Annotated in this window: 28 protein-coding genes and 1 tRNA gene; 8 read left to right on the forward strand and 21 right to left on the reverse strand. The window is 68.8% G+C overall.

The features are described 5' to 3' along the window. Positions 1-24 precede the first annotated feature (24 nt). From KZI27_RS17680 to KZI27_RS17705, 6 genes are all read right to left on the reverse strand, one after another. Entirely contained in the window at positions 25-942 is a 918-nt protein-coding gene (locus tag KZI27_RS17680; RefSeq protein WP_222658636.1) for a carbohydrate ABC transporter permease, read from the reverse strand. Beyond that, positions 935-1,912: a carbohydrate ABC transporter permease gene (locus KZI27_RS17685; RefSeq protein ID WP_222658637.1), complete on the reverse strand. Its 978-nt coding sequence runs from the start codon at positions 1,910-1,912 to the stop codon at positions 935-937. The genes KZI27_RS17680 and KZI27_RS17685 overlap by 8 nt, the downstream gene beginning before the upstream one ends. A 107-nt stretch (positions 1,913-2,019) precedes the next feature. Next, a complete protein-coding gene (locus KZI27_RS17690; RefSeq protein WP_261783962.1) occupies positions 2,020-3,258 on the reverse strand; it encodes an ABC transporter substrate-binding protein in 1,239 nt (412 codons plus the stop codon). 67 nt (positions 3,259-3,325) lie between these two features. Continuing rightward, complete coding sequence (locus tag KZI27_RS17695; RefSeq protein ID WP_222658639.1) at positions 3,326-4,663, reverse strand: enolase C-terminal domain-like protein; 1,338 nt, start codon at positions 4,661-4,663, stop codon at positions 3,326-3,328. A 204-nt stretch (positions 4,664-4,867) separates the two neighbouring features. Further along, entirely contained in the window at positions 4,868-5,452 is a 585-nt protein-coding gene (locus tag KZI27_RS17700) for a TetR/AcrR family transcriptional regulator (protein ID WP_222658640.1), read from the reverse strand. 61 nt (positions 5,453-5,513) lie between these two features. Next, positions 5,514-7,568 carry an MDR family MFS transporter gene (locus tag KZI27_RS17705; RefSeq protein ID WP_222658641.1) on the reverse strand — a complete coding sequence of 685 codons (2,055 nt, stop codon included), beginning with the start codon at positions 7,566-7,568 and terminating at the stop codon, positions 5,514-5,516. Positions 7,569-7,756: 188 nt separating this feature from the next. Here KZI27_RS17705 and KZI27_RS17710 point away from each other — a divergent pair, with 188 nt between their 5' ends. Beyond that, a complete protein-coding gene (locus tag KZI27_RS17710) occupies positions 7,757-8,716 on the forward strand; it encodes a phosphotransferase (RefSeq protein ID WP_222658642.1) in 960 nt (319 codons plus the stop codon). 71 nt (positions 8,717-8,787) lie between these two features. Beyond that, positions 8,788-9,234: a hypothetical protein gene (locus KZI27_RS17715; protein ID WP_222658643.1), complete on the forward strand. Its 447-nt coding sequence runs from the start codon at positions 8,788-8,790 to the stop codon at positions 9,232-9,234. 34 nt (positions 9,235-9,268) lie between these two features. Here KZI27_RS17715 and KZI27_RS17720 read toward each other — a convergent pair whose 3' ends face one another. From KZI27_RS17720 to KZI27_RS17730, 3 genes are all read right to left on the reverse strand, one after another. Beyond that, positions 9,269-10,726: a flotillin family protein gene (locus KZI27_RS17720; RefSeq protein WP_222658644.1), complete on the reverse strand. Its 1,458-nt coding sequence runs from the start codon at positions 10,724-10,726 to the stop codon at positions 9,269-9,271. A gap of 143 nt (positions 10,727-10,869) precedes the next feature. Further along, the gene (gene nadE / locus KZI27_RS17725; RefSeq protein ID WP_222658645.1) at positions 10,870-11,697 is read right to left on the reverse strand and encodes an ammonia-dependent NAD(+) synthetase; all 828 of its coding nucleotides are present in this window, start codon (positions 11,695-11,697) and stop codon (positions 10,870-10,872) included. Positions 11,698-11,737: 40 nt separating this feature from the next. Next, a complete protein-coding gene (locus KZI27_RS17730) occupies positions 11,738-11,905 on the reverse strand; it encodes a hypothetical protein (protein WP_222658646.1) in 168 nt (55 codons plus the stop codon). 181 nt (positions 11,906-12,086) lie between these two features. Here KZI27_RS17730 and KZI27_RS17735 point away from each other — a divergent pair, with 181 nt between their 5' ends. Both KZI27_RS17735 and KZI27_RS17740 read left to right on the forward strand, forming a co-directional pair. Continuing rightward, positions 12,087-12,524 carry a MarR family winged helix-turn-helix transcriptional regulator gene (locus tag KZI27_RS17735; protein WP_222658647.1) on the forward strand — a complete coding sequence of 146 codons (438 nt, stop codon included), beginning with the start codon at positions 12,087-12,089 and terminating at the stop codon, positions 12,522-12,524. A 149-nt stretch (positions 12,525-12,673) separates the two neighbouring features. Continuing rightward, complete coding sequence (locus KZI27_RS17740; RefSeq protein ID WP_222658648.1) at positions 12,674-14,110, forward strand: MATE family efflux transporter; 1,437 nt, start codon at positions 12,674-12,676, stop codon at positions 14,108-14,110. 115 nt (positions 14,111-14,225) lie between these two features. Here KZI27_RS17740 and KZI27_RS17745 read toward each other — a convergent pair whose 3' ends face one another. Together KZI27_RS17745 and KZI27_RS17750 are read right to left on the reverse strand one after the other, a co-directional pair. Beyond that, positions 14,226-14,828 carry a copper resistance protein CopC gene (locus tag KZI27_RS17745; RefSeq protein WP_222658649.1) on the reverse strand — a complete coding sequence of 201 codons (603 nt, stop codon included), beginning with the start codon at positions 14,826-14,828 and terminating at the stop codon, positions 14,226-14,228. Between the two features lie 40 nt (positions 14,829-14,868). Further along, the gene (locus KZI27_RS17750) at positions 14,869-15,036 is read right to left on the reverse strand and encodes a hypothetical protein (protein ID WP_222658650.1); all 168 of its coding nucleotides are present in this window, start codon (positions 15,034-15,036) and stop codon (positions 14,869-14,871) included. 213 nt (positions 15,037-15,249) lie between these two features. On the opposite strand from KZI27_RS17750, the gene KZI27_RS17755 reads away from it, so the two are divergent. Further along, positions 15,250-15,963 (forward strand): alpha/beta hydrolase, encoded by a 714-nt coding sequence (locus tag KZI27_RS17755; protein ID WP_222658651.1) that lies wholly within the window; start codon positions 15,250-15,252, stop codon positions 15,961-15,963. 34 nt (positions 15,964-15,997) lie between these two features. Here KZI27_RS17755 and argG read toward each other — a convergent pair whose 3' ends face one another. After that, complete coding sequence (gene argG, locus KZI27_RS17760; protein ID WP_222658652.1) at positions 15,998-17,440, reverse strand: argininosuccinate synthase; 1,443 nt, start codon at positions 17,438-17,440, stop codon at positions 15,998-16,000. 119 nt (positions 17,441-17,559) lie between these two features. After that, on the reverse strand, positions 17,560-17,970 hold the full coding sequence (locus tag KZI27_RS17765; RefSeq protein ID WP_222658653.1) for a hypothetical protein: 411 nt from the start codon (positions 17,968-17,970) through the stop codon (positions 17,560-17,562). A 63-nt stretch (positions 17,971-18,033) separates the two neighbouring features. Here KZI27_RS17765 and KZI27_RS17770 point away from each other — a divergent pair, with 63 nt between their 5' ends. After that, complete coding sequence (locus tag KZI27_RS17770) at positions 18,034-19,107, forward strand: DUF3644 domain-containing protein (protein ID WP_222658654.1); 1,074 nt, start codon at positions 18,034-18,036, stop codon at positions 19,105-19,107. On the opposite strand, the gene KZI27_RS17775 is transcribed toward KZI27_RS17770, so the two are convergent. After that, on the reverse strand, positions 19,091-19,969 hold the full coding sequence (locus tag KZI27_RS17775; protein ID WP_222658655.1) for a hypothetical protein: 879 nt from the start codon (positions 19,967-19,969) through the stop codon (positions 19,091-19,093). The two genes, KZI27_RS17770 and KZI27_RS17775, sit on opposite strands and share 17 nt — an antisense overlap. Before the next feature lie 624 nt (positions 19,970-20,593). Between KZI27_RS17775 and KZI27_RS17780 the strand changes: the two genes are divergently transcribed. After that, positions 20,594-20,791 (forward strand): hypothetical protein, encoded by a 198-nt coding sequence (locus tag KZI27_RS17780; RefSeq protein ID WP_222658656.1) that lies wholly within the window; start codon positions 20,594-20,596, stop codon positions 20,789-20,791. 11 nt (positions 20,792-20,802) lie between these two features. Here KZI27_RS17780 and KZI27_RS17785 read toward each other — a convergent pair. The 4 genes from KZI27_RS17785 to KZI27_RS17800 form a co-directional block, all read right to left on the reverse strand. Continuing rightward, a tRNA-Arg gene (locus tag KZI27_RS17785) sits at positions 20,803-20,874 on the reverse strand. Positions 20,875-20,887: 13 nt separating this feature from the next. Continuing rightward, positions 20,888-21,991, reverse strand: coding sequence for an epoxide hydrolase family protein (locus tag KZI27_RS17790; RefSeq protein WP_222658657.1), 1,104 nt, complete (start codon positions 21,989-21,991; stop codon positions 20,888-20,890). 57 nt (positions 21,992-22,048) lie between these two features. After that, positions 22,049-22,723, reverse strand: a complete 675-nt coding sequence (locus KZI27_RS17795) for a cation diffusion facilitator family transporter (protein ID WP_222658658.1) — start codon at positions 22,721-22,723, stop codon at positions 22,049-22,051. Next, entirely contained in the window at positions 22,720-23,073 is a 354-nt protein-coding gene (locus KZI27_RS17800; protein ID WP_123312036.1) for an ArsR/SmtB family transcription factor, read from the reverse strand. Before KZI27_RS17800 ends, KZI27_RS17795 begins: the two co-directional genes overlap by 4 nt. 119 nt (positions 23,074-23,192) lie before the next feature. Between KZI27_RS17800 and KZI27_RS17805 the strand changes: the two genes are divergently transcribed. Continuing rightward, on the forward strand, positions 23,193-24,026 hold the full coding sequence (locus KZI27_RS17805) for a CPBP family intramembrane glutamic endopeptidase (RefSeq protein ID WP_222658659.1): 834 nt from the start codon (positions 23,193-23,195) through the stop codon (positions 24,024-24,026). An 85-nt stretch (positions 24,027-24,111) separates the two neighbouring features. Here the strand turns inward: KZI27_RS17805 and KZI27_RS17810 are convergent, their stop codons facing one another. The 3 genes from KZI27_RS17810 to KZI27_RS17820 form a co-directional block, all read right to left on the reverse strand. Continuing rightward, complete coding sequence (locus KZI27_RS17810; protein ID WP_123312032.1) at positions 24,112-24,606, reverse strand: HNH endonuclease; 495 nt, start codon at positions 24,604-24,606, stop codon at positions 24,112-24,114. A 382-nt stretch (positions 24,607-24,988) separates the two neighbouring features. Then, complete coding sequence (locus tag KZI27_RS20380; protein WP_222658660.1) at positions 24,989-26,032, reverse strand: C40 family peptidase; 1,044 nt, start codon at positions 26,030-26,032, stop codon at positions 24,989-24,991. 177 nt (positions 26,033-26,209) lie between these two features. Continuing rightward, positions 26,210-26,905 carry a metal-dependent transcriptional regulator gene (locus KZI27_RS17820; protein WP_123312028.1) on the reverse strand — a complete coding sequence of 232 codons (696 nt, stop codon included), beginning with the start codon at positions 26,903-26,905 and terminating at the stop codon, positions 26,210-26,212. Positions 26,906-26,995: the final 90 nt, after the last annotated feature.

Here is a 26,995-nt window from a genome sequence, read left to right on the forward strand (position 1 = left end):
TTCCTTTCAGAGGGGGGAGGGGTGTCACCGGCCGCCGAGGCCGCTGGTGACGATGCCCTTGACGAGGTGCTTCTGCAGCAGGACGAGCAGGATCACGGTGGGCAGCATCGAGATCACCGATGCCGCCATCACGAGGTTCCACTCGGAGCCCTGCTGCCCGAAGAACTGCTGCAGGCCGAGCGGGATGGTGCCCCGGGCCTCGACGTCGTTGACGATGACGAGCGGCCAGAGGAACGAGTTCCAGTACGAGATGAACGAGAACACCGCGAGGACGGCCATCGTCGGCCGGGCGAGCGGGAGCATCACCGAGAAGAAGGTCCGGATGGCACCGGCACCGTCGACCCGGGCGGCGTCGTCGAGTTCCTGCGGCACGGTCAGGAAGAACTGCCGCACCAGGAACGCGCCGAGGGCCGTGAACGCCCACGGGATGATGAGCGCCTGGAACGTGTCGACCCAGCCGAAGCCCTGCATCATCACGTACATCGGGATGACGAGGACGTCCTGCGGGATCATCAGCGTCACGAGGAACAGCAGGAACACCGTGTTCCGGCCGCGCCAACGGAGTCGTGAGAACGCGTACCCGGAGAGCACGGCCACGGCGACGTTGATGGCCGTGCCGACCGCCGCGACGAAGACACCGTTGAGGATGAAGCGGGCGAACGGCAGGTAGGTGAACGCCTGCACGTAGTTCTCCCACTCGAGCGAGCGACCCCAGAGCGTCGGCGGGGTGGTGAACACCTGGTCGGCGGGCTTGAGGCTCGTCGCGACCATGTAGATGAGCGGTGAGACGAACAGGAGGGTGACGAGGCAGAGCAGGGCGTACCCGATCGCGTGCCGGACCCGCCCCGGTCGTGGCGCGGACTTCGTCCTGGCGACGGCACGCGGGTTGACCGTCCGGTTCGACGTGGTGGCAGCGACTTGCCCGCGGACCGCTTCACTCATAGTGCACCCACCGCTTCTGCCCGAGGAACTGGACGGCCGTGATCCCGAGGATGATGACGAACAGCACCCAGGCGCCGGCCGAGGCCAGACCGAGCTGCTGGTTCTGGAAGCCGGTGTTGTAGATGTACTGCACGAGGGTCTCCGTCGCGGTGCCCGGCCCGCCCTTGGTGAGGACGAACGGCTGCACGAACACCTGGAACGAGGTGATCAGCGTCATCATCGTCGCGAAGAACACCGACGGCGAGATGAGCGGGAACTTGATGGCCCAGAAGGTCTGCCAGGCGTTCGCACCGTCGAGCTGCGAGGCCTCGATCTGGTTCTCCGGCACGGCGTCGAGCGCCGCCGAGAAGATCAGCATGTTGTAGCCGAAGCCCTGCCACACGCTCATCGCGACGATGGCGAGCATCGCCCAGTGCTCGTCGGCGAGGAAGTTCGGCGCGTGCACGCCCACGGTGGACTGCAGTGACGCGTCGATCGCCCCTCCGGGCTGGTACAGCATCCGCCACACCACGACGTTCGCGACGATCGGCGTGATGGTCGGGATGAAGAACAGGACGCGGAAGACGTGCCGGCCGGCGATCCGCGGCGTCAGCCAGGCGGCGAGCCCGAGCGACACGACGAGGTTGAGGGGCACGTAGAGCACCACGAACAGCGCCGTGTTGAGGGCCACGGTGCGGAAGACCGGGTCGGCGAAGAGCCGGGTGTAGTTCTCGATGCCGGCCCAGCTGCGCTCGCCGAGCATGGGCCAGTTCATGAAGCTGACGACGAGTGAGGCGATGATCGGGAACGCCGTGAAGACGACGAGTCCGATCGAGTGCGGTGCCGCGAACGCGGCGCCCCACCAGGAGCGGCGCCCCAGCGCGCTCGTGTCCTCGCCGTCCTTCCGCCGCGGGGTGGCGGCTCCGACCGCGATCGCGGTCGCGACCGCGGGGACGGCCGCTTCGGCCGGTGGGTCCTGGATGGTGGTCATGCGACGACCTCCTCGTCGTTCGCGCGGTCCTGAACAGGGGATGGATCGGACGGGAGGCCCGTGGCGGGGCTGCAACGGGCCTCCAGTCCGCTCGTTGGTTCAGCTGGTCACTGCGTGCCGAGCTGGCCGGCGATGGAGGACATCGTCTCCTTGCCGGAGGTCTGCCCGTTCACCGCCTGCAGGGCGTACTGCGTGAACAGCTGGGAGAGCTGGTCGCTCTGCTTGTTCCCGAGGAGCGGCGAGGACTTGGCGAGTCCCGCCTTGAGCGCGGCCTCGGCGCCGTCGATGTCGGCGCTCGAGTACCACGCCGACTGGGCAGCGGTGCGGCCGGGGAAGGCTCGTCCCGCTTCGGCGAGCGACGTCAGGACCTTCTCGCTGGTCATCGTCTGGACGGCCTTGAACGCCTGCTCCGGGTACTTGCACTGCTTCGAGACACCGAAGCCGGACCCGGCGGCGAAGGTCGACGGACCGGACGTCCCCGCGGGGAGCGTCGTGACCCCGAGGTCGAACTTCACCTTGGCCTTCTGGCTGATGAGCGACCACGGACCGTCGGTGTACATCGCGACCTTGCCGGCGGCGAAGTCGTTGCCCGGCGTCGACGCGTCCGACGACGCCTGCGTCGCGTAGCCCTTCTTCACCAGTGTCGAGAGCCAGTCGAGGCCGTCCGCGAACTTCGCGTTCGACGCATCGAACTCGCCGTCGGACGTGATCACCCGGCCACCGTTGTAGCCGTAGACCATCGACTCGAGGTTGAGGTCGCCCACCGTCGAACCGAACATGGTGACGCCCTTCGCCTTGAGCGCGGCGCCCGCCGCCTCGAAGTCGTCGACGGTCCATCCCGGCTCCGGCTCGGCCACGCCAGCCTTCGTGAAGACGTCCTTGTTGTAGAACATCATGATGGGCCCGGTGTCGTAGGGCAGGCCGTAGAGCTTCCCGTCGACCTTCATGCCGTCGAGCGCGGTGCTGTCGAACGCGGACAGGTCGGTGCCGTCCTGCTCCGCGAGGTCGTCGAGCGGCAGCAGCGACGACGTGTAGTTCGCGGTGCGGAGCGACTGCATGCTCACGACGCACTGGGCGCCGCCCGCACTCAACTGCGTGCTGAGCTTCGTGAAGTAGTTCTCGAACGGCGCGCCCTGGATCGTCAGGGTGATGTCGTCCTCGCTCTTCACGGTGTCGGCGACCTTCTGCCAGGCGGCCTTGTCCTCCTTCCCGGCGATCCACATGGACCAGGTCAGGGCGTCCTTCGACTGGCTTCCACCGGCACTGCTGCCGGAGGAGCAGCCGGTGAGCACGAGGGCGGCAGCTGCTGCTGCCGCGAGCCCCGCGGTGAGTCGTCGTCGTTGCATCGGTGTCTCCACTTCGTCGTGGTGATGGGGTGTGTGGGGTGGGTTGCTGGCTTGCTTGCGTGCCGGCTCAGGCGACGCGGACCGCGTCGGGGACCGACTCGGTGTCGACCACGGCCCAGGCCGGGCCGTCCGGGAAGGCGTAGGCGTCGAGGGAGTCGGCGAGCATCTCGGTGCCGGCTCCGGGGGCGGTCGGCGGCCAGTAGCGACCGTCGTGGACGTCCACCGGCGTCACGAAGTGCTCGTGCAGGTGGTCGACGAACTCGATGCAGCGGGTGTCGAGGTCGCCGGACAGCGCGACGGCGTCGAACATCGACAGGTGCTGCACCGCCTCGCACAGGCCGACTCCGCCGGCGTGCGGGCAGACCCGGACGCCGTGCTTCGCGGCGAGGAGCAGGATCGCGAGGTTCTCGTTGACCCCGGCGACGCGGGTCGCGTCGATCTGCAGCACCGACATCGATCGCGCCTGGATGAGCTGCTTCGCGATCACCCGGTTGGCCATGTGCTCACCGGTCGCGACGGGGATCGGGGCGATGCGCCGGGCGATCTCGGCGTGCGCCAGGATGTCGTCGGGGCTCGTCGGCTCCTCGACCCAGGCGATGTCGAAGGGGCGGAGCCGCTCGATCCAGGCGACGGCTTCGTCGACGTCCCACCGCTGGTTGGCGTCGATCGCGATGCGGACGTCGGGGCCGACCGTGGCGCGGGCGATGCCCATCCGGCGGACGTCCTCGTCGACGTCGCCGCCGACCTTGAGCTTGATCTGCTCGAAGCCCTCGTCGACGGCCTCGCGGCAGAGCCGGGCGAGCTTCTCGTCGTCGTAGCCGAGCCAGCCCGGGGTGGTCGTGTACGCCTGGTAGCCCTGCTGCTCGAGCCGAGCCCGACGGGTCGCACGGTGCGGTTCGGCGGCACGGAACAGCTCGAGCGCCTCGGCGGGGGTGATGGCGTCGGTGAGGTACCGGAAGTCGACCAGGTCGACGAGCTCCTCGGGGCTCAGGTCGGCCAGCAGTGCCCAGAGAGGCTGTCCGGCGCGCTTCGCCCGGAGGTCCCAGAGTGCGTTCACGACGGCGCCGATGGCCATGTGCATGACGCCCTTCTCCGGGCCGAGCCACCGCAGTTGCGAGTCGTGGACCATCGCGCGCCATGTGCCGCCCATGTCCGCCAGGACCGCCTCGGTGTCGGCGCCGACGACGTGGCTGCGCAGGGCGGCGATCGCGGCTTCCTGCACCTCGTTGCCGCGGCCGATGGTGAAGACGAAGCCGGTGCCGACGTGTCCGTCCAGGGCGTCGGTCGTGATCTCGACGTAGGCGGCCGAGTAGTCGGGGGCGGGGTTCATGGCGTCGGATCCGTCGTGCTCCCGAGAGGTCGGGAAGCGGATGTCGCGCACGTGCAGACCGGTGATGCGGCTCATTCGTGTCTCCTGCCGTCCGGTCTCCGTCGACCGAACGAGGCAATCAAAACATCGGATGTCTCCGGCGTCAAGAGAACTCTTCGTCACGTTCTGGTCTCGAACGGGGCGAAGTCGTCGGATGGCTGCGCGGCTTGCGGCGGAACCACGGACGGGAGGCGCGGTGCGGGTCGGACCCGTACCGCGCCTCCAGGTCGTGGTCGCGTTTCAGGCGGTGGCGAGCCGGCCCATCTCCGCCACCACGCCGCGGAGGCGGTCCGCCAGCTCGTCGCGCGAGCCGTCGGCGAAGCGGTGTGCCGACTCGATGAGCGCCGCCATGACGAGCGTCACCGCGGTCCGCGCGGAGTCGACGTCGGTGCGCTCGGCGGCGACCGTGAACACGGCGAGCCGGGCCCGCGCCATCCACTGCAGCATCGCGGGCACCATCTCGGGTCGCGCCTGCACGAGTTCCTTCATGCGACGGCGGTCCGCGGGCAGTGTCACCGTCCGGGCGACGAGGTCGCACAGGTCCGACACGAGCGCGCCCTCCGCGGTCAGGAACGCCTGCCGCGCCGCCTCGGGCACCGAGCTCTCGGGGAGCCCGAGTGCCGCGTCGCCCTTCGACGGGAAGTAGTTGAAGAAGGTGCGGGGCGAGACGCCGGCGTCGGCGCAGATCTCCTCGACCGTGACGCCGGCCAGGCCCCGGTCGGAGACCAGCGCCAGTGCGGCATGGTGGATCGCGTGCCGGGTCTGCTGCTTCTTGCGTTCCCGCAGGCCGCTGTCGCCTGCCGGGTGCGATTCGATCGTGCTCACTGCTGCTCCTGCTGCGGGTCGGGGCCTCCCGTCTGGTGACGAGAGGCCCCGGTGGCCGGTCCTACGAGCGGTCCCGCTGCACGGGGATCGATCCGGTGACGGGTGCCGTGGGCGACCCCATCGTGTCGGCTGCCTTGACGGCCTGCACCTCGAGGTCATCAGCGGTCCCGGCCTGGTCGGCCTGCTCCTGCAGGGCCGAGCTCTTGCGGAGCGGCGGTGCCTTGAAGAACCAGCTGAGGACGAACGCGAGCAGGATCACGGCGAAGCCGACCCAGTAGACCGTCACGGCCGACGCGTTGAAGCCGGTCATGAACGGCTTGGTCAGCGCCGGGGTCGCACCGTTGAGGTAGGACGTGTCGCTCGTCTCGCTGCTCGAGCTGCTGGCGTCGCCGGACCCCTCGTCGATCTGCTTCGACAGTTCGGGCGCGAGCTCACCGACCCAGTACGAGCGCTGCGAGGCGTCCGACCAGTCGACCACGAGCTTGCCGTCCTGCACGCTGGCGTGCGCCTTGTCTGCTGCGGCGGTGAGGGCCTGCTGCTGCACGGCCTCCGGCTCACCGGCCGTGGCCGTGGTGACCTGCGCCGTGGCCTGGTCGAGGCCGGACTGCACCTGCGACTTCACCGGGGTGACGATCGGGTTCCAGATCTGCTCCATGACGCCCGCGTTCGCCTCGGCGGTGGCGACGGTCGGGTTCAGGGCGGCGTCGAGCGCACCCGACAGGTTCTTCTGGTCCGCGGTGGCGTGCAGGATGTTCGCCGGCATGATCGAGAACAGGACGCTGAGCAGGACCGCCGTGCCGAGCGTTCCACCGATCTGGCGGAAGAACGTGGCGGACGACGTCGCCACACCCATGTCACGCGGCTGCACGGAGTTCTGCGAGGCCAGGGTGATGCTCTGCATGAGCTGTCCGAGGCCGAGGCCGATCAGGAACATGCCGATCATCAGGAACCAGAGCGGCTTGTCGATCGTCATGAACGTCAGGACGACGTAGCCGACCGAGACCAGGGCCGTGCCGATCACCGGGAAGATCCGGTAGCGACCGGTGCGGGCGACGATCTGTCCTGAGGCGATCGAGGCGATCATCAGACCGCCGATCATCGGCAGGGTCGCGAAGCCGGACTCCGTCGGGGTCAACCCCGTGACGATCTGCAGGTACAGCGGGATGGTCAGCATGGCGCCGAACATCGCGAAGCCGACCAGGAAGCCGAGGATCGTGGCCATCGAGAAGGTGCCCGAGCGGAACAGCTTGAGCGGGATGATCGCGTCGTCCTTCATCAGGGTCTCGATCACCAGGAAGGCGACGAGTCCGAGCGCGCCGATCACGTAGCAGGCGATGGCACCGGCGGATCCCCAACCCCAAGTACGGCCCTGTTCGGCCACGAGCAGGAGCGGGACGAGCGTCGCGATGACCGAGGTGGCACCCCACCAGTCGATGCGCGGCTTCGCCTTGGCGTCACCGAACTTCGGCAGGTGCAGGAAGGCGATGACCATCAGGAGCGCCGCGACGCCGATCGGCACGTTGATCAGGAAGACCCAGCGCCAGCCGGTGACACCGAGGATCGTGCTCGCGCCGGCGAACAGGCCGCCGATGAGCGGGCCGATGACGGACGAGATGCCGAAGACCGCGAGGAAGTAGCCCTGGTACTTCGCGCGCTCACGTGGGGCGAGGATGTCCCCCATGATCGCGAGCGGCAGCGACATCAGCGCACCGGCACCGATGCCCTGGAAGGCGCGGAACGCGGCGAGCATGATCATCGAGGTCGACATCGTCGAGAGCAGCGAGCCGAGGATGAAGACCGCGATGCCGAAGATGTAGAGCGGGCGGCGGCCGAAGACGTCGGAGAGCTTGCCGTAGATCGGCGTCGTGATGGTCGACGCGATCAGGTAGGCGGTCGTGACCCAGGCCTGCTGGTCGAGGCCGTGCAGGTCGTCGCCGATGGTGCGGATCGCGGTGCCGACGATCGTCTGGTCGAGCGACGACAGGAACATGCCGGCCATGAGGCCGTAGATGACGAGCAGGATCTGACGGTGCGACATGATCGGCTTGCCCGGCGTGCTGGCCGGGGAGTCGTGTCGTCCGCGCGACACCTCGACGGGTGCGGTGGCAGTAGACATGCGGGTCCTTCAGGGGTGCGTGGTGGTCGTCGTGCGGGCAAGGGACGCCGGAGCGTGTGTGGCGGGCCGTCGAACGGCGGGTCAACCTTGCAGACGCTGCAACTTTACATCACGAGCACGTTTGCCGCCAACGCAAACTTGCCATCCGTGCACGTTCGTGAACGGCTTCTCAGGTAGCGTCGTCGGGCATGGGGCGAACTGCGTGGACGGACGTGCCGGCGAACCTGCGCGACCGGGTGGAGCAGACCCTCGGCGGAACGGTGACCACCACCGAGTCCCAGGCGGCCGGGTGGTCGCCGGGGAGTGCCGATCGTGTGGTCACGGCCACGGGGCGGCGGGCGTTCGTCAAGACGGTCTCGCGATCGCGGAACGCCGATGCCTTCGACCTGCACCGCCGGGAAGCCCGTGTGGTGGCGCAGCTGCCGTCGACGGTGCAGGCGCCGCGCCTGCTGGACGCCTTCGACGCCACCGTGGACGGCGACGAATGGGTCGTCCTGGTCCTCGACGACATCGAGGGCGAGCACCCCGGGGAATCGCTCGACGGCAGGGACACCGCGGCGGTGCTCGACGCGCTGGACACCCTGCCGCCGGCGACCGGGAATCTCCGTGCCCTCCCCCGGATCGCCGACGACCTGCGCCACGAGTTCAGCGCCTGGGACCGGATGCTCGGTGACCCGACCCTGGCCGACCGGGTGGCCGAGGTCGTGCCGGCACACGTCCTCACCGCCGGACCCGCGATCGCCCGAGCCGCCGACCGAGCAGCGGCACTCGTCGACGGCGAACACCTCGTGCACGCCGACTGCCGTGCCGACAACCTGCTCGTCGACGGTTCCGGGGTCGTCTGGGTCGTGGACTGGCCGTGGGCGAGCATCGGCGCGCACTGGCTCGACCCGCTGACCTACCTGGTCGACACGCTCGTCCGCGGCGAGGACAGCGACGTCGACCACCACCTCGCCACCCACCCGGTGTTCGCCGGCCTGCCCGCCGCGACGGTCGACGCCGTCCTCGCTGGTCTCGCCGGACTGTTCTTCGAGCACGCGCTGCCGCCGGCACCGCCGAACATGCCGACCATCCGCGACTTCCAACGCCGCGAGGGCCTGGCCGCGGCGGAGTGGTTGCTCCGCCGGTGGGACACGACACCGCACTGACGACGGGCGACAGGCGTCGGGTACCCCGTCTGTCCAGCAAGCGCGGCACCACGGAGCGTACGGTCCCCCGCATGACTGATGAGCACCGCACTCCGCGTCCCGAAGACGACGCCGCGCGCCTCGGTCTCGTCGTCGTCGGAGAAGCAGCAGCACTGCACTCCGGTGACGAGGCGGCACTGGACGCGAGCGAGCAGAACATCCGCGACACCATCGACGAGATGGTCGACGAACCCCTGACGGCACGGCAGGAGCAGGTGGTCGAGCGGCTGGCGTCGGCCGGCGGGACCCTGACGGCGGGGCTCAGTGGCGCGCTCGCTGCGCAGACCGGGCGCAGCGTCGACGACGTCCTCGAGGGCGCGGCCCGCAGCGTCGTCTGGCAGCAGCGGCTCGCCGACCAGCGCGATGCCGCCGCCACTGAAGACCCGCGCGACACCGGCCAGCGCAGCGGCGGCCAGCGCGAGGATGCCGGTGGACAGCAGCGCGAGCGCCGCGACGAGAACGGGCGCGACGAGGACTGATCCTCGCCACGCCCGCTCCGGGTACCGCTGACGACTACTCCGTTGGCTCCACGACGCCGGTGGACTGCTCGCGGACGACGGCCCGGGCTGCGGCCTGCCCCGTCGTCGCGCTCTTGACGATGTCGCTCAAGGTGAACCCGGCGGTCGTCCCGAGCAGGGCGTCGACCTCGCTGAACTGGCTCACGACGCTCTTCGACAGCGCGCCGGCGCCGTCGGAGGACACCACGGTCAGCTTGTCGATGTTGCCCATCGGCGCCGCGAGCTCGCGGGCGATGCTCGGCAACGTCTCGATGGCCTTGACACGCAGGACGGCCTCGGAGTGCTGCGCGAGTGCGTCGGCCTGGGCCTTCGTGGCGTCCGCCTCGGCCTGACCCTTGGCACGGATCGCGTCGGCAGCTGCCTCACCCTCGGCACGGGAGGCGTCGGCGGCCAGCTTCCGGGCCTCGGACTCGGCCTTCGCCTCGGCGGCGATCGCCTCGGCCGAGATGCGACGGGCCTCGGCCTGGGCACGAGCGGTCTCGACCTGGGCACCGGCGGCCGCTTCGGCCTCGACACGGGTCTTGCGCGCCTGCGCCTCGGCGACGGCGGAGACCTCGGACTCGAGCTCGGCACGGCGCAGTTCTGCACGCTTCTGCGCGGTGATCTGCTCCTGCTCGACGACGCCCTGCGCCGCACGGGCCTGGGCGAGCGGCCCGGCGGCTGCGGCCTCGGCCGACGCACGGTCGGCGTCGAGCTGCAGCGCGGCACGACGGATCGCCAGGGTGTTCTCGGCTTCGGCGATGGCCTGGTCCGCAGTGGCACGGGCCTCTCGCGCTTCGCGGTCGGCCTGCGCCTCGGCGTTCTCCGCCTCGAGCCGGACGCGGGCGCGCTCGGCACGACCGAGGTCGCTGATGTACTCGTTGCGGTCCGAGATGCCCTTGATCTCGAAGGAGTCGACGTCGAGGCCCTGGCTGTGCAGGGCGTCCTTCGCCACATCGAGCACCGCGACGGTGAGCTGGTCGCGGTTGCGGATGATCGTGGACACGTCGGTCGCACCGATCGACGCACGGAGCGAACCCGACAGGACCTCGCGCGCGAAGTCGTCGATCTTCTTCTCCTGCCCGAGGAAGCGCTGCGCGGCCGCCCGGATCGAGGCGTCGGTCTCGCCGACCTTGACGAGCGCGACCGCTTCGACGTCGATCGTCACGCCGCGGGAGTCCTGCGCGTTGACGTTGATGTCGATCGCCCGCGAGCTGAGCGAGAGCTTCGCGACCTTCTCGAAGAACGGCCGGACCAGGACGCCGGCGCCGAGGACGACCTTGATGCCGGACTCGACGGTCTCGGTGCCGTCGTCGTTCTTGACCTTGCGCGAGCGCTTGCCGGTGATGATGAGTGCTTCGTCGGCGCCGGCGTTGCGGTACACGACCTTCGCGTAGATCAGCGCGATCACGGCGAGGACGATGATCCCCACGATGACCAGCGGGATGGCTCCGAGCGCGAACAGGACTTCCATGACTCCCCCTCCGGACCAGGCGACAGCCTGGATTCCGCATCTGTTGTTCCGTCGGCTCCCATCCTAGGAGACCGCGCGGACGCACAGGAGGCGCGCTGCAGGATCACCTGCAGCGCGCCTCCTGTCGGTTGTCGCGTCGGCGCCTACGCGCCCGCACGCCACCAGTCGTCGAAGGGCGTCGCCGGGACCTGGCGCTTGTGCTCGGTCGCGCGGTAGCGCACCTCGATCGCCTCGGCGACCTCGAGCGGCACGTCGTGCCCCTGCAGGTAGGCGTCGATCTCGGCGTAGGACAGCCCGAGGTTCGCCTCGTCGGTCTGGCCGGGCGTCTCGTCGAGCAGGTCCGCGGTGGGGGCCTTCTCGTACAGCCGGGCTGGGGCGCCGAGGTGCTCGAGCAGCTGCCGCCCCTGGCTCTTCGACAGGCCGGTGAGCGGCGTGAGGTCGACGCCGCCGTCGCCGTACTTCGTGAAGAAGCCGGTCACCGCCTCGGCCGCGTGGTCGGTCCCGACGACGAGCAGCCCGCGCTGGCCGGCGACGGCGTACTGGGCGACCATGCGCATCCGGGCCTTGACGTTGCCCTTCACGAAGTCGCTCAGCTCGACGCCGGAGGCAGCGGTGTCCTGCATGACGCCGTCGACGCCGTGCTCGATGTTGACGGTGATGCCCGGGTCGGCCGCGATGAACTGCAGGGCGAGCTGGGCGTCGTCCTCATCAGCCTGCACGCGGTACGGCATGCGGACGGTGGTGAACTCGGCGGGGTGCCCCTCGGCGCGGAGCGACTCGACGGCGAGCTGGGTCAGGCGCCCGGCGAGCGTGGAGTCCTGGCCGCCGCTGATGGCGAGCAGGAACCCCTTCGCGCCGGTCGTGAGCAGGTAGTCGCGGAGGAACCCGACACGGCGGGCGATCTCCTGCTCCGGCTCGATGGTCGGCTGGACGTTGAGGTCCGCGGCGATGGCGGCTTGGAGTTCACGCACCACCCCAGTATCCCGCTGCACCGACCGGTGCGCACAGTGTTCAGCGGACGGGTTCTGCGTCCACCGGTCGGATCGTGTTGTCGTGGTCGACGCCGATCGCGCAGGTGCAGACGACCCCGAGGGTCTCGGCGGTCTGCGTCAGCCGGAACCGCTCGACGTGCGGCGGGCCGACTCGACGGTCGAGCGGGTGGGTGTCGTGATCGTGCACGGTGACGTCCTGATCCTCGAGTGACTCCCGGCAACGTCGCCGGGACCGACAGGCGGGTGGTGAGTCCGCTCGGGTGCAATTTACTCGCCCGTGAGTATGGACCAGCACACCCGTCCGGGGGCCATTCGCGCGCGGCTGGCATCCGTTGACAGTTAGATATCAAACAGTTAGAGTTCTGATCATGCAGGCACCGGACTTCACCACCCCGCTCGAACTCATGCGGTGGATCGGATGGGCACAGCGCAAGGCGGCCGACGAGTGGGTCCGCGATCGGGACCTCACCCGCGAGCAGAGCTTCGTGCTCGGGTACCTGCAGCAGAACCCCGGGGCGATCCAACGCGACATCGCCGAGATCACCCGGACCAGCGCGGCCAGCGTCTCGAGCCTCCTGCAGGGCCTCGAGCGGCGCGGCCTCGTCGAACGACGCCCCGACGCCACGAACGGCCGGACGAAGACCGTGCACGCCACCCCGGCGGGCACCGACCTCATCGCCGGCTTCACCGACGCGATGGTCGCCCTCGACGACACCCTGCTCGCACCACTCGACCCCGACGAACGGGCCACCCTGCAGCGTCTGCTGCAGAAGGTGACCGCGGAGCTCGCTCCGCCGACGCGGTAGCGCCCCGACCCGGCAGCGTCCCCGACGCGGGAGCGCCGCCCCGGAACCGACGTCACCGGCCCGCTCGACGCGCCACGGGCCTCCCGGCCCCACCCCCGCACGCGACGACATCCCGTCGCGCCCTCCGCCCTGCCCAGAAGGAGGCAGTCATGACCACCACGACCCCCGAGAACACCGCCGCGGCCACGAACCGCTGGTACCTCTCCGCCGCCCCGATCGCCCGGGCCCTCGTGCACCTGTGCGTGCCGATGGCCGCCGCGATGGTCGTCAGCGCCCTGTACAACGTCATCAACGCCGGCTTCATCGGCGCGCAGCACGACACGTCGCTCCTCGCCGCGATCACCTTCGGCACCCCGCTGCTCGGCATCGTCATGGCCGTCGGCGGCGTGTTCGGTGTCGGCGGCAGCGCCCTGATGTCGCGCCTGCTCGGTGCCTCGGAACACGACCCCGCCAAGGCCCAGGACATCAAGCACGTCGCCTCGTTCGCGCTGTGGGGCGCCGTCGTCACCGGCGCGGTCCTGGCCGTCGTCGGGCTCGTGTTCCTGCGACCGCTCGTCGCGGTGCTCGGCGCCGACGCCGCAGCGGTCCCCGCGACGAGCGAGTACGTCGCCGTGATGCTCGCGTTCGTCCCGGTGCTCGCGTCGTCGTTCGCGCTCGAGCAGATCGTCCGCTCCGAGGGTGCTGCGCGCCAGGCGATGATCGGCCTGGTCCTGTCGACCATCGGGAACCTGGTGTTCGACGTGCTGTTCATCCTCGTGCTGCACTGGGGCGTCGGCGGTGCCGCACTGGCCGTCGGACTCGCGAACGTCGTGTCGATCGCCTACTGGGTGACCTGGCTGCAGCGGAACAGCGACAACGTCAGCTTCGCCCCGAAGTGGTTCACCCTCCGTGCCGACGTCCTGAAGCCCGTCTTCGGCATCGGCGTCGGCGAACTGCTGCAGTCGGCCTTCCTGATCGTCACCACACTCGTGCTCAACAACCTCGCCGCCGCGTACGGCGACGACCCGCTCGCCGCCATGGGTGTCGCGGTCCGCATCGCGCAGGTCCCGGAGTTCCTGGTGATGGGCGTCACGATCGGCGTCCTGCCGCTGCTCGCCTACGCGTTCGGCAAGGGCGACGCCGCACGGCTCCGGGCCGCCCTGCGCGGAGCCGCCGTCACGGTCGGCGCGATCGTCCTCGTGTTCTCCGGCGCGGTGTTCACGTTCCGCGAGCAGGTCTTCACGATCTTCTCCGGTGACCACTCCGTGCTCGCGATCGGCCTGACGATCCTGACGGCGCAGCTCGTCGCCGCGATCGTGAACGGGTTCACGGGGCTGCTCACCTCGCTGTTCCAGGCGACCGGCATGGTGCTGCCCGCGATGGTGCTGTCACTGGCGCAGGGCGTGCTGTTCATCCCGATCGTGATCTTCGGCAACGTGTGGTTCGGGCTCGCCGGGATCATCTGGGCGCTCACCGTCACCGAGGTCATCGTGTTCGTGGCCGCCCTCGTGCTGTGGCTGGCATCACGCGGGAAGATCGCGCGTGGCCTGGCCGCCGGCAGCGAGGAGCGGGCGGACGCCGCGCTCGCGGAGGCGCCCGCCGCGTAGCGCGGCGCGCTCACGTTCGCGTTCGCGTTCGCGTTCGCGTTCGCATGGTGAGCAGGAATGGTCGGGTCCCGGAAGGCGACCCGACCATTGCTGCTCACGAAGTGAACGGGGCGCGCTACGCGCGACCGCGGCCGCGGCCGCCGCGGCGCAGGAGGAGCACGACGACGGCACCAGCGGCGAGGACCGTGCCGGCGCCGAGCGCGACCCACACGCCGGGCGCGATCCCGGGCGCGGACTCAGGGGCACCGTCCGAGGCCCCGGTGGCCGTCGCGGACGACGTCGGAGACGGAGACACCGGTTCCGCCGTCGGCGAAGTCGTCACGGACGGTGTCGCGACCGCGGCCCGGTACTCGAACCCGTACGAGCCGTCGATCGGGTGCCCGTCCGGCGACACGTACCGCCAGAGCACCGTGTACGCGCCGTCCTCGAGGTCGACGGCCTTGCCCATCGTCATCCCGGACACGGTCACGTCGCCCGTCGACACGTCGGTGCCGTCGGCGTCGGTGACCTGGATCCGCAGTCCAGCGTCGAGACCCGCCAGCGGAGCCTCTCTGAACGTCAGATCGACCCGGTCGAGCGGCTCGGTGACGACCGCGCCGTCAGCGGGCGTGCTGCTCGTCAACGCCGAGTGCGCCGATGCCGGCTGGACCCCGAGGATCGCGAACAACGCACCGATGACGATCGCGAGGGAAGCTGCCGTCGTTCGTCCTGTCCGCATGCACAGACTCTACAAGCCGTAGAGCAGCGGACCGGACGGGTCAGATCTGTTCGCCGAGGAAGTCGGCGTAGGACGGCTCGCGCCGGGCGTCGCCCGTGGCGGTGGAAGCGTGGCCCGTGCCTTCGAGGCGCTCGGCCACGAGGGCTTCGAGGTCCTCGGGCGACCGGAGACCGTGTCGGTGCCAGTCGTGCTGCATTCTGGCGGTCATGATGACCAGCCCTTCGTCGAGATGATGCGCATCTCGGATTCGTCCGGATCGACCCGCTGTGCCAGACCCCACATCTGTGAGGAGCATCGTGACGACGGGTCCCTGATGACCGATCCGGTACCTCCACGCTAGGGGTTCCGTCCGACATCGTCGAGCGCGATGCGCTTCTCGGCCGACCGCGCGCCGCCGGCCGGTCGGCCGTACCGTCGACGCATGGAGATCCTCTTCGTCCACGGCGCCCTCGTCCGCGACGGTGCCTGGTGGTGGCAGCCCACCGCCGACCTGCTGCACAGCCGCACCGGAATCCGCAGTCGGGCGGTCGCCCTGCCGTCCTGCGGCGAGGGACCGGCGGGACACCCCGAGGGCGGGCTCGCCGAGGACGCAGCCGCCCTGCGCGCCGCCCTCGGCGACAGCGACGGGGCGATCCTCGTCGGACACTCCTACGGCGGCACCGTGATCGCCGAGGCCGGACGCCACGACGCCGTCGCACAGCTGCTGTACGTGTCCTCGTACCTGCCCGACGTCGGCTCCGCGCAGGCCGGCATCATGGCCGACGAGCCCGACCCCGTGTCGATCGGTCCGGCCGGTGACGGAGTCCTGGCCGTCGCCGGTTACGACGCTGCGTCCTTCGGTGCACGCTTCCTGCAGGATGCCGACACGAGCACGCAACGCGCCGCCTGGGCCCGGGTGACCGCTCAGTCGGCGGGGGCGTTCGTGACGCCGACGACGGCAGCCGGGTGGCAGGACGTCGACTCGACCTACCTCGTCTGCACCGAGGACCGCAGCACCACGGTCGGACTACAGCGCGCGCACGCGGCGCGCGCGACGCGCAGCGTCGACGTGCCGACCGGGCACCACCCGTTCATCACGCGGCCCGACCTGGTCGTCGAGCAGCTGGAGCCGCTGCTCGACGCTGCCACCGCCTGAATGGCCGCCAGGACGACGGACGGTCTCGCTCTGGTCAGTCGGTGCCGGAGTCGAAGGCCGCGCCCTCGGAGGCGAGGTCCGTCCGACGACCGAGCGCGTCCTCGGCGTCCGAGGCGATGACGGCGCCGCCGAGGATCTCCTCGGACTCGCCTGCCTCGAGCTCGCCGACGAGCTCGGCCGTCGCACCGCCGATGAGACCGGCGGCCGCGTACTGCTCGAGCCTTGAGCGGGAGTCCGCGATGTCGAGGTTGCGCATCGTCAGCTGACCGATGCGGTCGTCCGGACCGAACGCGGCGTCGCCGACCCGCTCCATCGAGAGCTTGTCGGGGTGGTACGACAGCGCCGGACCCGTGGTGTCGAGGATCGTGTAGTCGTCGCCGCGACGCAGGCGCAGCGTGACCTCGCCGGTGACGGCCGACGCGACCCAGCGCTGCAGGGACTCGCGGAGCATGAGCGACTGCGGGTCGAGCCAACGGCCCTCGTACATCAGGCGCCCGAGCCGGCGACCCTCGTTGTGGTACGACGCGACGGTGTCCTCGTTGTGGATCGCGTTGAGCAGCCGCTCGTACGCGATGTGCAGCAGGGCCATGCCCGGTGCCTCGTAGATGCCGCGGCTCTTCGCCTCGATGATGCGGTTCTCGATCTGGTCAGATGCGCCGAGGCCGTGACGACCGCCGATCGCGTTCGCCTCGTAGACGAGCGCGACGGCGTCCGTGTAGTCCTCGCCGTTGATCGCGACGGGGCGTCCGGCCTCGAAGCGGATGCTCACGATCTCGGTGGCGACCTCGACGTCGTCACGCCAGGCGGCGACGCCCATGATCGGCTCGACGATGTCCAGGCCGCTGGAGAGCTCCTCGAGGCTCTTCGCCTCGTGCGTGGCGCCCCAGATGTTGGCGTCGGTCGAGTACGCCTTCTCGGTGGAGTCGCGGTACGGGAAGCCGCGGGCGACGAGCCACTCGCTCATCTCCTTGCGGCCGCCGAGCTCCTCGACGAACTCGGAGTCGAGCCACGGCTTGTAGACGCGCAGCCGCGGGTTCGCCATCAGGCCGTAGCGGTAGAACCGCTCGATGTCGTTGCCCTTGTAGGTGGAGCCGTCGCCCCAGATGTCGACGCCGTCCTCCTTCATAGCGCGGACGAGCATCGTGCCCGTCACCGCACGACCGAGGGGCGTCGTGTTGAAGTAGGTCTTGCCGCCGGAGCGGATGTGGAAGGCGCCGGTCTGCAGGGCGACGAGGCCTTCTTCCACCAGGGCGCTCTTCGCGTCGACCAGGCGGGCGATCTCGGCGCCGTACTCGTGGGCGCGGCTCGGGACGGCGTCGATGTCCGGCTCGTCGTACTGACCGATGTCAGCCGTGTACGTGCAGGGGATCGCCCCCTTCTCGCGCATCCAGGCAACGGCGCAGGAGGTGTCGAGACCCCCTGAGAACGCGATGCCGACTCGTTCGCCGACGGGGAGACTGCTCAGGACCTTGGACACGGGGTCAATCGTACGGGGAGACCGGGGGTCGCTACCGTCCAGCGCGACGGTTGTGGAGAACTCGCCCGCGAACCGGGAACCGATCCGCTGCGCCCGGACAATACAGGGCATGAACCAGATCACGGGGGACCGAGGCGTGGACGGTCACCGACTCGCGCAACCGCCCACTCGCTGTTGGCTGCCCGAAGTGGTTCTTCCACCTTCTCCTCGTACACGGGGAGCGGCCAGGAGGCAGCTGACTCCTTCCAATGGAGCAGGAAGTCGAGAAGGTTCGTGTAGGTCTCGTCATCAAGCCCTTCCAGGAACGAAATGAACTGCCCACCGAAGGACACACCGTTCGAGGTGAACCCATGGTGGGTTTTCGCTTTGAGCTGGAAGGCGACGAGCGGCTGAGAAGAGAAGTAGTCCCCGTGCGGCGACAGCCGTGACCTGAACCACGGAACGAGCGCGGTGCGCAACCATGATGGGAAGCCCTCGGTCTCAAGGCGCTCGCGGCCCGTAGCGAAGATTGGCTGCCAGACGTCAGTCATGCGTGAAGGCCACACAGCGCGCCAACACTCCTGAGCCGTGTTCAGTTGTGGGAGGCTCACAGCATGGCCCCTCCCTATAAGTGGCAGCGAATGCTGGACGCGTCCAAGGATGAAGCGACGCTCGCCGTGCGCTTGTACAACGACCCGAAAGAAGCTCGTTCCTTGGAGGGGTTCATCGTTCACATGCACATCGCATGGCTCTACCTCTTCCAGGCGAAGTGGATGAAGGCCGGCAAAGAGAAGGCGTATCGCCGTCGAGAGAGCGACAGGCCGTTGCGCTACAAGAAGATTGACGGGGAGTATGAGAACTACCCGTTGGACTGGTTCGTGAAGAGCGAGTACCCCGCCGCAGCGAACCCTGTTCGGGCCAACCTCAACTTCTTCATCAAGCTTCGCAACAAGATCGAGCATCGGCACAACGGGGCCGACGAGGTCTTGCAGTCCATAGTGAGCGGCGAGTGCCACTCGTTGCTATTGAACTACGAGGAAGCTCTTGTGGCCCTGGCTGGCAGCGAACAGTCCCTCGCGCACATCCTGAGGTTCCCCGTGTTCATCGGCGGTTTCACCGACAAGGGGAAGGCGGACTTGCTGCGGATGACGAAGAGCCTGCCAGCAGACCTTCGGACGTTCCTCGCGGAGTACGACAGCAGCCTTGACGATGCAGTGACCCGTGATCCGAAGTACTGCATGCGGCTGACCGTCTTGTTGGAGAGAGGCAACCGCAAGGGTGATATGCCGATCCAGTTCTTCAACATGGATGACCTGACGGACGAGGAACGCGAAGCGGCAGAAAAGCTCGCGCAGCGAGGGATGGTCATCAAGCATGCGAAGGAAGTGGCTGTCTCCAACGCTGGCAACAGCAAGCCAAAGCAAGTCATCGCGGAGGTTGCCTCTGCCATCCCGTTCGTGTTCAACCAACGCCACTTCGTCCTCGTGAACAAGACACAGCACGTTCGCCCATACGGGAACACGAACTCACCAGCTGAGACACGTAAGGAGTGGTGCATCTGGGATGCACCGCATAAGGACTACACCTACACACCCGCGTACACGGCATGGCTTATCAAGCAGTGCAGCACCGAGGACGGTTTCTTGAAGGTTGTCGGCGTTGAACCGACGATCAAGCCTGTGAAGTAGCCGCTCCGTCTGTCGTCACGGGGACGACTACACCACTCCTGAACCACCACACGAGCGTTGCTGCAAGCATCACTGCTGCCCGTGCCTGCTCGATCCCAACGTCCTTGTAGTCGTCAGGTGAGCCGTGACGGGAATCATGGCCGCGGAACAGGGTCCGAAGCATCGCAGCCAATGACTTCGCTCCTGGGGCCTTCTCGGAGTCACGGAGCGTGAGCTGCCACTTCGGGTTGTCAGCTTCAAGGATGGAGAACAGCATGGAGAGTTGTGGTTCGGGGTGGTTCACGGGTATCACAGCGAGAGCCGCGTTCTCCACCGCCACCACCGCGGTGTAGTACGCCACGGATGGACGTGGCTTCGTGCCGAACGCATCGAACCAGGCTTCTTGCAACTTCTTCGATGCTGCGTCCGTACCCGACAGCGCCTCCGTCACCGAGTTCAGCACACCTTCGGGTACCCGCTCAACGAGAACGCTCCTGCCTCCCACGTTCGCAGCTGCCCACTTACTTCCAGCGCTGCTTAGCACCTCCTCAACCACCGCAACGCCCGAGTAACGCGTCCCGTTCTCTGACTCCAACCAGAGCATGAAGTGGAGGAACTGCACGAACGTGTCATCGTCGCACTTCTGCAACCAACCGACGACCGTGGTCGGGAAGTGTGCCTCCTCGGCCGTGAAGCCATGGTCGCTCTGCGTGGCCAACTGGAACGCAAGCAGCTCAGAAGTGTCCATCCAAGACTGACTTGGTGCGAGGTGAGTCCTGAACCACGGGATGAGTGGTTGCCGCACCCAGCCAGGGAATCCTTCCACCAAGGCTCGCTGCGGTGCATGGGCCAGCGGCGACTTCCAGCCGCTCAGATCGTTCATGCTCGCAGGTTACACAGGACGAGCGACACCCCCAAGGGGACAGCAGCCAGGACCCCGTGCCTCGGCTTGGCACCGGGTCCTTAGTCACGCCGTTCTCGCTAGTTGCTCTTCGGCGGCTGCGGTTCCCCAACGACGCCGAGCGAAATCCGTTACCTCCACAAGAGCTTCTTGTGTGTGGGTGCGGGTGTCCTTGCTCATGGTTACTCCATTTCTCTACTCGGGTGAGAACAGTGAAGAGGTGCTTCACTGGTGCAAGCACCACCTCCGTGGGTAGCTGCTCCAAGCAGTGAACTGCGAGGAGGAAGAGCAAACTATTCTCGTCTCTCTTCGATTTATCTGCCGCATGCTGCCAGCAGCAGTAGTTCAATACAAGAAATCTTTGGCCTCTTCAGGTGAACGAAGTGATGTGAATCTGCTCGGGTAGCACGCCATAGCTTGCAAGAGAACACCTCCCTCGTGAGACGGGAGGTGGAGCGGTTGCAGGTGCAGCAGCGCTCGTTGCAGGCCAGCATCGGAAACCTGCTTGCCGCTCTGGAAAGGCAGGGTTCGTCTCGCGTCCAGGAGTTGCTCATGCAGCGAGAGCAGGAGCTGGAACAGGTGCTGACCCGCATCTAAAGCGTTCAGATGACCGATGCGAACGCAGAGGAAGCTCTGCGGCTGTTTGAGCTTGTAGGGCGTGAAATGCGGGTAGTGATGGGCCTCGCCAGCCGAGAGCAGCGAGCGCGCCTCTACGACCGTTTGGGGCTGCGTCTGGACTACTTCCCTGACGAGCAGGCCGTTCGGGTCACTGTTGCCCCCAGCCAGGCTGCTACGCCTGGTTGAGGGGGAGTCAGTGCCCCTGGAGGGACTCGAACCCCCAACCGTTTCCTTAGGACGGAACTGCTCTTCCATTGAGCTACAGAGGCTGGCCCGTCCACTCTAGCGGCGGAACGGCTCCAGGAAGGTCGTGAGCTCGTCGACGTACAGGGCCGGCTGCTCGAACGGCGCGAAGTGTCCCCCGCGCGGCATCATCCGGTACGACACCAGGTTCGTCGTCCGCTCGAGCCACGCCCGTGGCGGCTCCACCAGGTCGCCGGGGAACAGCGAGAACCCGGACGGCACCTCGACCCGGCGGGCCGACTGCTCCGGCGGGATCGCGGCGTTCGCGCGGTACATCCGCATCGCCGAGCCGATCGTGCCGGTGGCCCAGTACTCGGTCAGCAGTGCGAGCACCTCGTCCTGCGTGTACACCGACCACAGGTCGCCGTCGCAGTCACTCCACGACCGGAGCTTCTCGACGATCCACGCGGCGAGTCCGGCGGGTGAGTCGTTCAGGCCGACCGCGACGGTCTGCGGCTTGGTGCGGTGCATCATCGCGTAGGCGCCCTCGGCGTCGCGCCAGCGGGCGGTCGCAGCGACGAACCCGCGTTCCTCCGGCGACAACGTGTCGAGGTCGATGCCCGGCCAGGCGAGCCCGCCGTCGATGCGGTGCACGGCGACGACCCGGTCGGCGTGGTCGAGCGCGAGGTAGCGGGCGACGTGCGTGCCGATGTCCCCGCCGGCGACGGCGAATCGTTCGTGGCCCAGCTCGGTCATCAGCTCGGCCCACATGCCGGCGACCGCGCGGGCGTCGATCGGCTGCGGCGGCGCGTCGGAGAAGCCGTACCCGGGCATGTCCGGCACGACCACGTCGAACCCGGCCTCGACGAGCATCGGCAGGACCTTGCGGTACCGCCACCCGGAGTCGGGCCAGCCGTGCGCGAGCAGGAGCGGCAACGCGTCGGGCGTGCCGGCTCGGACGTGCAGCACGTGGATCCCGGTGCCGTCGATCGTCAGCCGTCGGCTGGGCAGCGCGGCGAGCTGTGCCCGGTGCGCGTCGAAGTCGAAGCCGTCGGCCCAGTACGCGACGAGTGCCCGGAGTTCGTCGACGTCCGCCCCGAGCGACCACCCGGCGCCGGCGGGTGCGTCCGGCCAGCGCGTGGCACGCAGTCGCGCGCGGAGGTCCTCGATGGTCGCGTCGTCGATCTGCGGTGTCTCGCCCATGGCGGCGACGCTACTCAGCGGGACCGACACCCGGACCGCGGGCGCCGTGCGACGTCTTCAGCAGCAGTCGCAGGCGTCGCTCGCACGCTCGCCGGTCAGGGCGCCGACCGGCTGCTTGCAGGCGTCACCGCGCCAGGCCTCGAGCCCCTCGCGCACTGCGAACACGACGACGACCAAGCCGGCCACCGGATCAGCCCACGACCACCCGAACAGCGTGTTCAGGAGCAGACCGACCAGCACCGCGGCGGACAGGTAGCTGCACACCAGGGTCTGCTTCGAGTCCGCGATCGCCGACGCCGAACCGAGTTCCTTCCCGGTACGACGTTCGAGCAGGCTGAGGAACGGCATCACGGCGAGGCTCACCGCCGCCAGCACGATCCCGACGGTGCTGTGTTCCGGCTCGCGCACCCCGGTCAGGGTCAGCGCCGCGTCGACGCTGACGTACAGCGCCAGTGCGAAGAACGACACCGCGATGACCTTGAGCGCGACGCGTTCCCGCTCTTCGGGGTCCGGCCCGGCGAACTGCCACGCGACCGCAGCGGCGGACAGGACCTCGACGACGGAGTCGAGTCCGAAGCCGATCAGGGCGGTCGAGGAGGCCACCGAACCGGCGGCGATCGCGATGACCGCCTCGATGACGTTGTACGTGATCGTCGCGGCGACGATCCACCGGATCCGTCGCTGCAGCACGCGCCGGCGGTCGGGGACGACCGCAGCCGTCACCCCGGTCATGCGCCGGGTCCGCAGCAGAGCGGGACGTCACAGTCCTCGTCGGTGCACGCTTCGCCGTCGTCGACGGCGAGCACGACCTCGAGGAGCGAGCGGATCGCGGCCCCGAGGTGCGGGTCGGCGATCTCGTAGCGGGTGGAGCGCCCCTCGGGTACCGCGACGACGATGCCGCATCCGCGCAGGCAGGCGAGGTGGTTCGAGACGTTGGAGCGGGTGAGCCCCAGGTCGGTGGCGAGCCGGCCCGGGTGGACCGGCGCCTCGAGCATCTCGAGCAGGATCCGGGATCGTGTCCGGTCCGCCATCGCCCGGCCGAGCCGGTGCATGACGTCGAGCCGCGGTGCAGTGGTCAGCATGCACTGACCATACAGCGTTCGCTGACCTGTCGGACCCCCATCGGCAGGCGGACCCGGGATGCGGCAGGCTGAGGCCGTCAGCCACCCACCAGGCACCACACACACCACAGGGGAACCACATGACGGATCAGACGACCGAGAACGCGTGGCAACGCTTCTGGGCACGCGGCGGGTGGTGGCGTTCGATCCTGCTCGCCGCCGTCTACCTGCTCGTGTACCTCGGCATCAGTCAGCTGATCGGCCTGTTCGTGCGGCCGTTCATCGACCTCGACGACCTGTACGGCGACCCCGCGAGCGTGCTCTTGGCCTCGATCCTGCCGATCGGCCTGATGGGACTGCTCCTGCTGCTGTTCGCGCGCTCACTCGGGTGGTTGCCGCACCTGTTCCGCCGGCGCACTGCACGCGCCCCGCGGTGGATGTGGATCGCGGTCCTCATCACCGTCGTCCCGCCGGTGATGAAGCTCGCCGGCACCGACTGGTCCCGGTTCGCCCCCGCACTCGTCCTCGCGATCCTGTTCTTCGGGTTGTGCGTCGGGTTCGCCGAAGAACTCCTCACCCGCGGTCTCACGGTCGAGCTGCTCGAACACCACGGGTACAGCGAGCGTGCGGTCTACGTGCTGTCGTCGGTCGTCTTCGGGTTGATCCACTTGCAGAACCTGCTCGGCGGCGGCAACCCGCTGCTCGTGTTCGCGACGGTCGGCTACGCGATGGGCTTCGGCGCGATGATGTTCCTCGCGCTCCGGGTGAGCCGGTGGCTGATCGTCCCGATGCTCCTGCACGCCCTCACCGACCCCACCACCCTGATGGCGGCGGGCGGGCTCAACGATGCGCACGCCGTCGTGACCGGCGGATCGCACGCGCTGGTCACCTTCGCGTCGCTGTTCAACTTCGTCTACATCGCCTTCGGCATCGTTGCGATCTTCCTGTTGCCGGGCCGCAAGCGCGCGCTCTGAACGCACCCATCTGACGGTCTGGAGGCACGTGGCGGGTTCGCTACGTGCCTCCAGTCCGAACATGGTGAGCGCGGCGGGCCGGCCGCTACGCGGCCACCAGGTACTCGTCCCACTCGGCCTGCGGACGCTCGATGCCGCGCACGACCCACGACGAACCGTGCGGGATCTTCGGACGGAAGCGCAGCCGCCAGCCCATCTCCTGCGGGGTGCGGTCACCCTTTTCGTTGTTGCAGGCCAGGCAGCAGGCCACGAGGTTCTCCCACGAGTCCTGCCCGCCGCGCGACTTCGGCTGCACGTGGTCGATGGTCGTCGCGTGCCGGTCGCAGTACGCGCACCGGTTCGCGTCACGGCGCAGGACGCCTCGCCGCGACACCGGCACGAGTCTCGAGTGCGGGATCCGCACGTACCGGGTGAGGATGATGACGGACGGACGGTCGTAGCTCGACGTCGACCCGGTGACCGGGTGTTCGAGGTCGGCGGCGACGACGGAGGCCTTCTGGTTCATGACCAGCACGAGGGCTCGTCGGAACGAGATCACCGCGAGGGGCTCGTAACCGGCGTTGAGGACGAGAGTGCGCATTGGTTCCCTTCCGACGTGCCTGGACGGCTTCCAGGCGCTGCGGGTGCGTCGGACCGGGGTCCTTCGCAGGTGACCGTCGCTCGCGCACACGTCCCCTGAACCACGAAGAGCACCACCCGGATGGGCAGTGCTCTCGTCATGCAGGGGCGTGCTCGTGCACGCAGGCGGTGGTCGACCGTATGTCGATGCGCGCGCGCCGACCCATGGTTCGGGTCGTGCGGAACATCGACATGGGGTCTCCCTGCTCGGGGCCTTGCGGACCGGTGCAGCGCCAGGCTACGTCAGAAACCGGCCCGGCACGAGGGTGCACGGGCCGGTTCCGGCGATGTTCACGGGATCGATGCCCCGCGGTCGGGTCGGACGCCGCGGCGCCGCAGATGCCTCAGATGCCGAAGCGGACGATGTGGTAGTCGCTGGACCAGATCGGACGGATCGACACGGAGCCACCGGGCTTCGGGGCGTCCATGATCATGCCGTTGCCCATGTAGAAGCCGTCGTGCGCCTCGTTGTTGAAGATGACGACGTCACCGGGCTGCGCCTCGGACTCGGGGATCGTGGTGCCGGCCTGGTCCTGCAGCGGCACGGAGTGTGCGAGGTTGATGCCGTACTGCGCGTACACGAACATGACGTAGCCCGAGCAGTCGAAGCCCGACGGGTCGGCGCCGCCGAAGACGTACGGGGTGCCGATGTACTGCTTGGCGGTCGCGACGACGGCCGGCAGCGAGAACGGCGTGTCCGCGGCGGTCGAGCTGGCCACGTAGTCGGCGGCGGACGGGCCGGTGTACGAGGCGTACTGCTCGGCGGTCTGCGCACGCGCGGCCTGGGTCGCGGACGCCTGCTCCTCGGCGTCGGCCGCGGCCTGCTCCGAGGCCGCGGCCTGGTCGGCCGCTGCCTGCTTCGCCGCTGCGCGGGCGTCGAGCGTCGCGGTCGAGGTCGCGCCGTAGCCGTCGCGGCTCGTGCCGGCCAGGGCCACCGCGTCGGACACCGAGAACTCCTGGCTCTCGGTCGCGCGGACCTGACGCTGGGCGTTCGCCGCGTCGGTGCCGGTGGCGGGCTGCGCGGCGAAGGCCGGTGCGACCGCCACGGTGCCGAACATGCCGGCGGCGACCGTCAGGACGATGGGGGCGAGGAACTTGCGCTTGCGCGACGCCGAACTGGCCTTCGCTGCGGTGGCACTGGCTGCAGCCTGCGCGGCACGACGGCCGCCGGGGAGCGGCGCGGACCGCACGGGGACGACCTTGCGGGTCGGGCGCGCATCGGCCTGGCGGGCGGACCGCCGGGTGAGCGGGGCGTCGGTGGCGTTCTCGGTGTTCGTCGGGTTCGCGGGCGTCTGGTCGTCCGCGGCGGAACCGGTCTGCGTCAAGGGTGTGGTCTCCGGCGTCTCGTCATCACGCTGCCGTGGGTGTCCGGCGACGTGCAACCCCATCCGTTCGTCATCGTTTCCGATCGAGGCAGGAGACGGGTTCGAGACGTCCTGCCACGGGTCTCCGGCTCAGGCGCAGCGCGGGGACTCGACGAGTGTACGGGGCCGTCGTTACCTTGTCGAGATGAAACGGCGCGTTTGTAACGAAACGGTTAAGAAGCCCTGGTCAGAGCAGGGAGATCAGTTCCGCTCGATGTACACGTGCTGCGCCACCTCGACGGGGAGCTCGATGCCCGAGTCCTCGCCCTCGACACGCACGGCGACGTAGGCCCCGGCGCGCTGCACGCCCGCGAGCCGACCGGGCATGACGCCGGCCGTGCGGAGCTGGTGCAGGAGCTCGGGTTCGAACTGCACGGGCTCGCCCAGACGTCGGATCACGCCGGTCGCGACGGCGTCGGTGCCCTCGGTCGCGGCGACGATGTTCTGCACGCCGTCGAGGAACCCGGCGGCGGCGGGGCCGCCGATCTCGGCCAGGCCGGGGATCGGGTTGCCATACGGCGACTCGGTCGGGTTGCCGAGCATCTCGAGCAGGCGGACCTCGACCTGCTCGCTCATGACGTGCTCCCACCGGCAGGCCTCGTCGTGGACGAAGGCCCAGTCGAGCCCGATGACGTCGGCGAGCAGTCGCTCCGCCAGACGGTGCTTGCGCATGACGTGGGTGGCGCGTGAGCGGCCCTCGTCGGTGAGTTCCAGATGGCGGTCGCCGGAGACGACGACCAGGCCGTCGCGCTCCATGCGGGCGATGGTCTGCGAGACCGTCGGGCCCGAGTGACCGAGCCGCTCCGAGATGCGGGCGCGCAGCGGAACGATCGCCTCCTCCTCGAGGTCGAGGATGGTGCGAAGGTACATCTCCGTGGTGTCGACGAGATCGGTCACGGTCCGCCTCTCATGTCTGGGCCCAGCGGCCACCACCCTACTTGTTCGGACCGACGAACTCCGACCGACACTTGCACGGGGCAAGAAGAG

The sequence above is a fragment of the Curtobacterium sp. TC1 genome, assembly GCF_019844075.1.
Lineage (GTDB): Bacteria > Actinomycetota > Actinomycetes > Actinomycetales > Microbacteriaceae > Curtobacterium.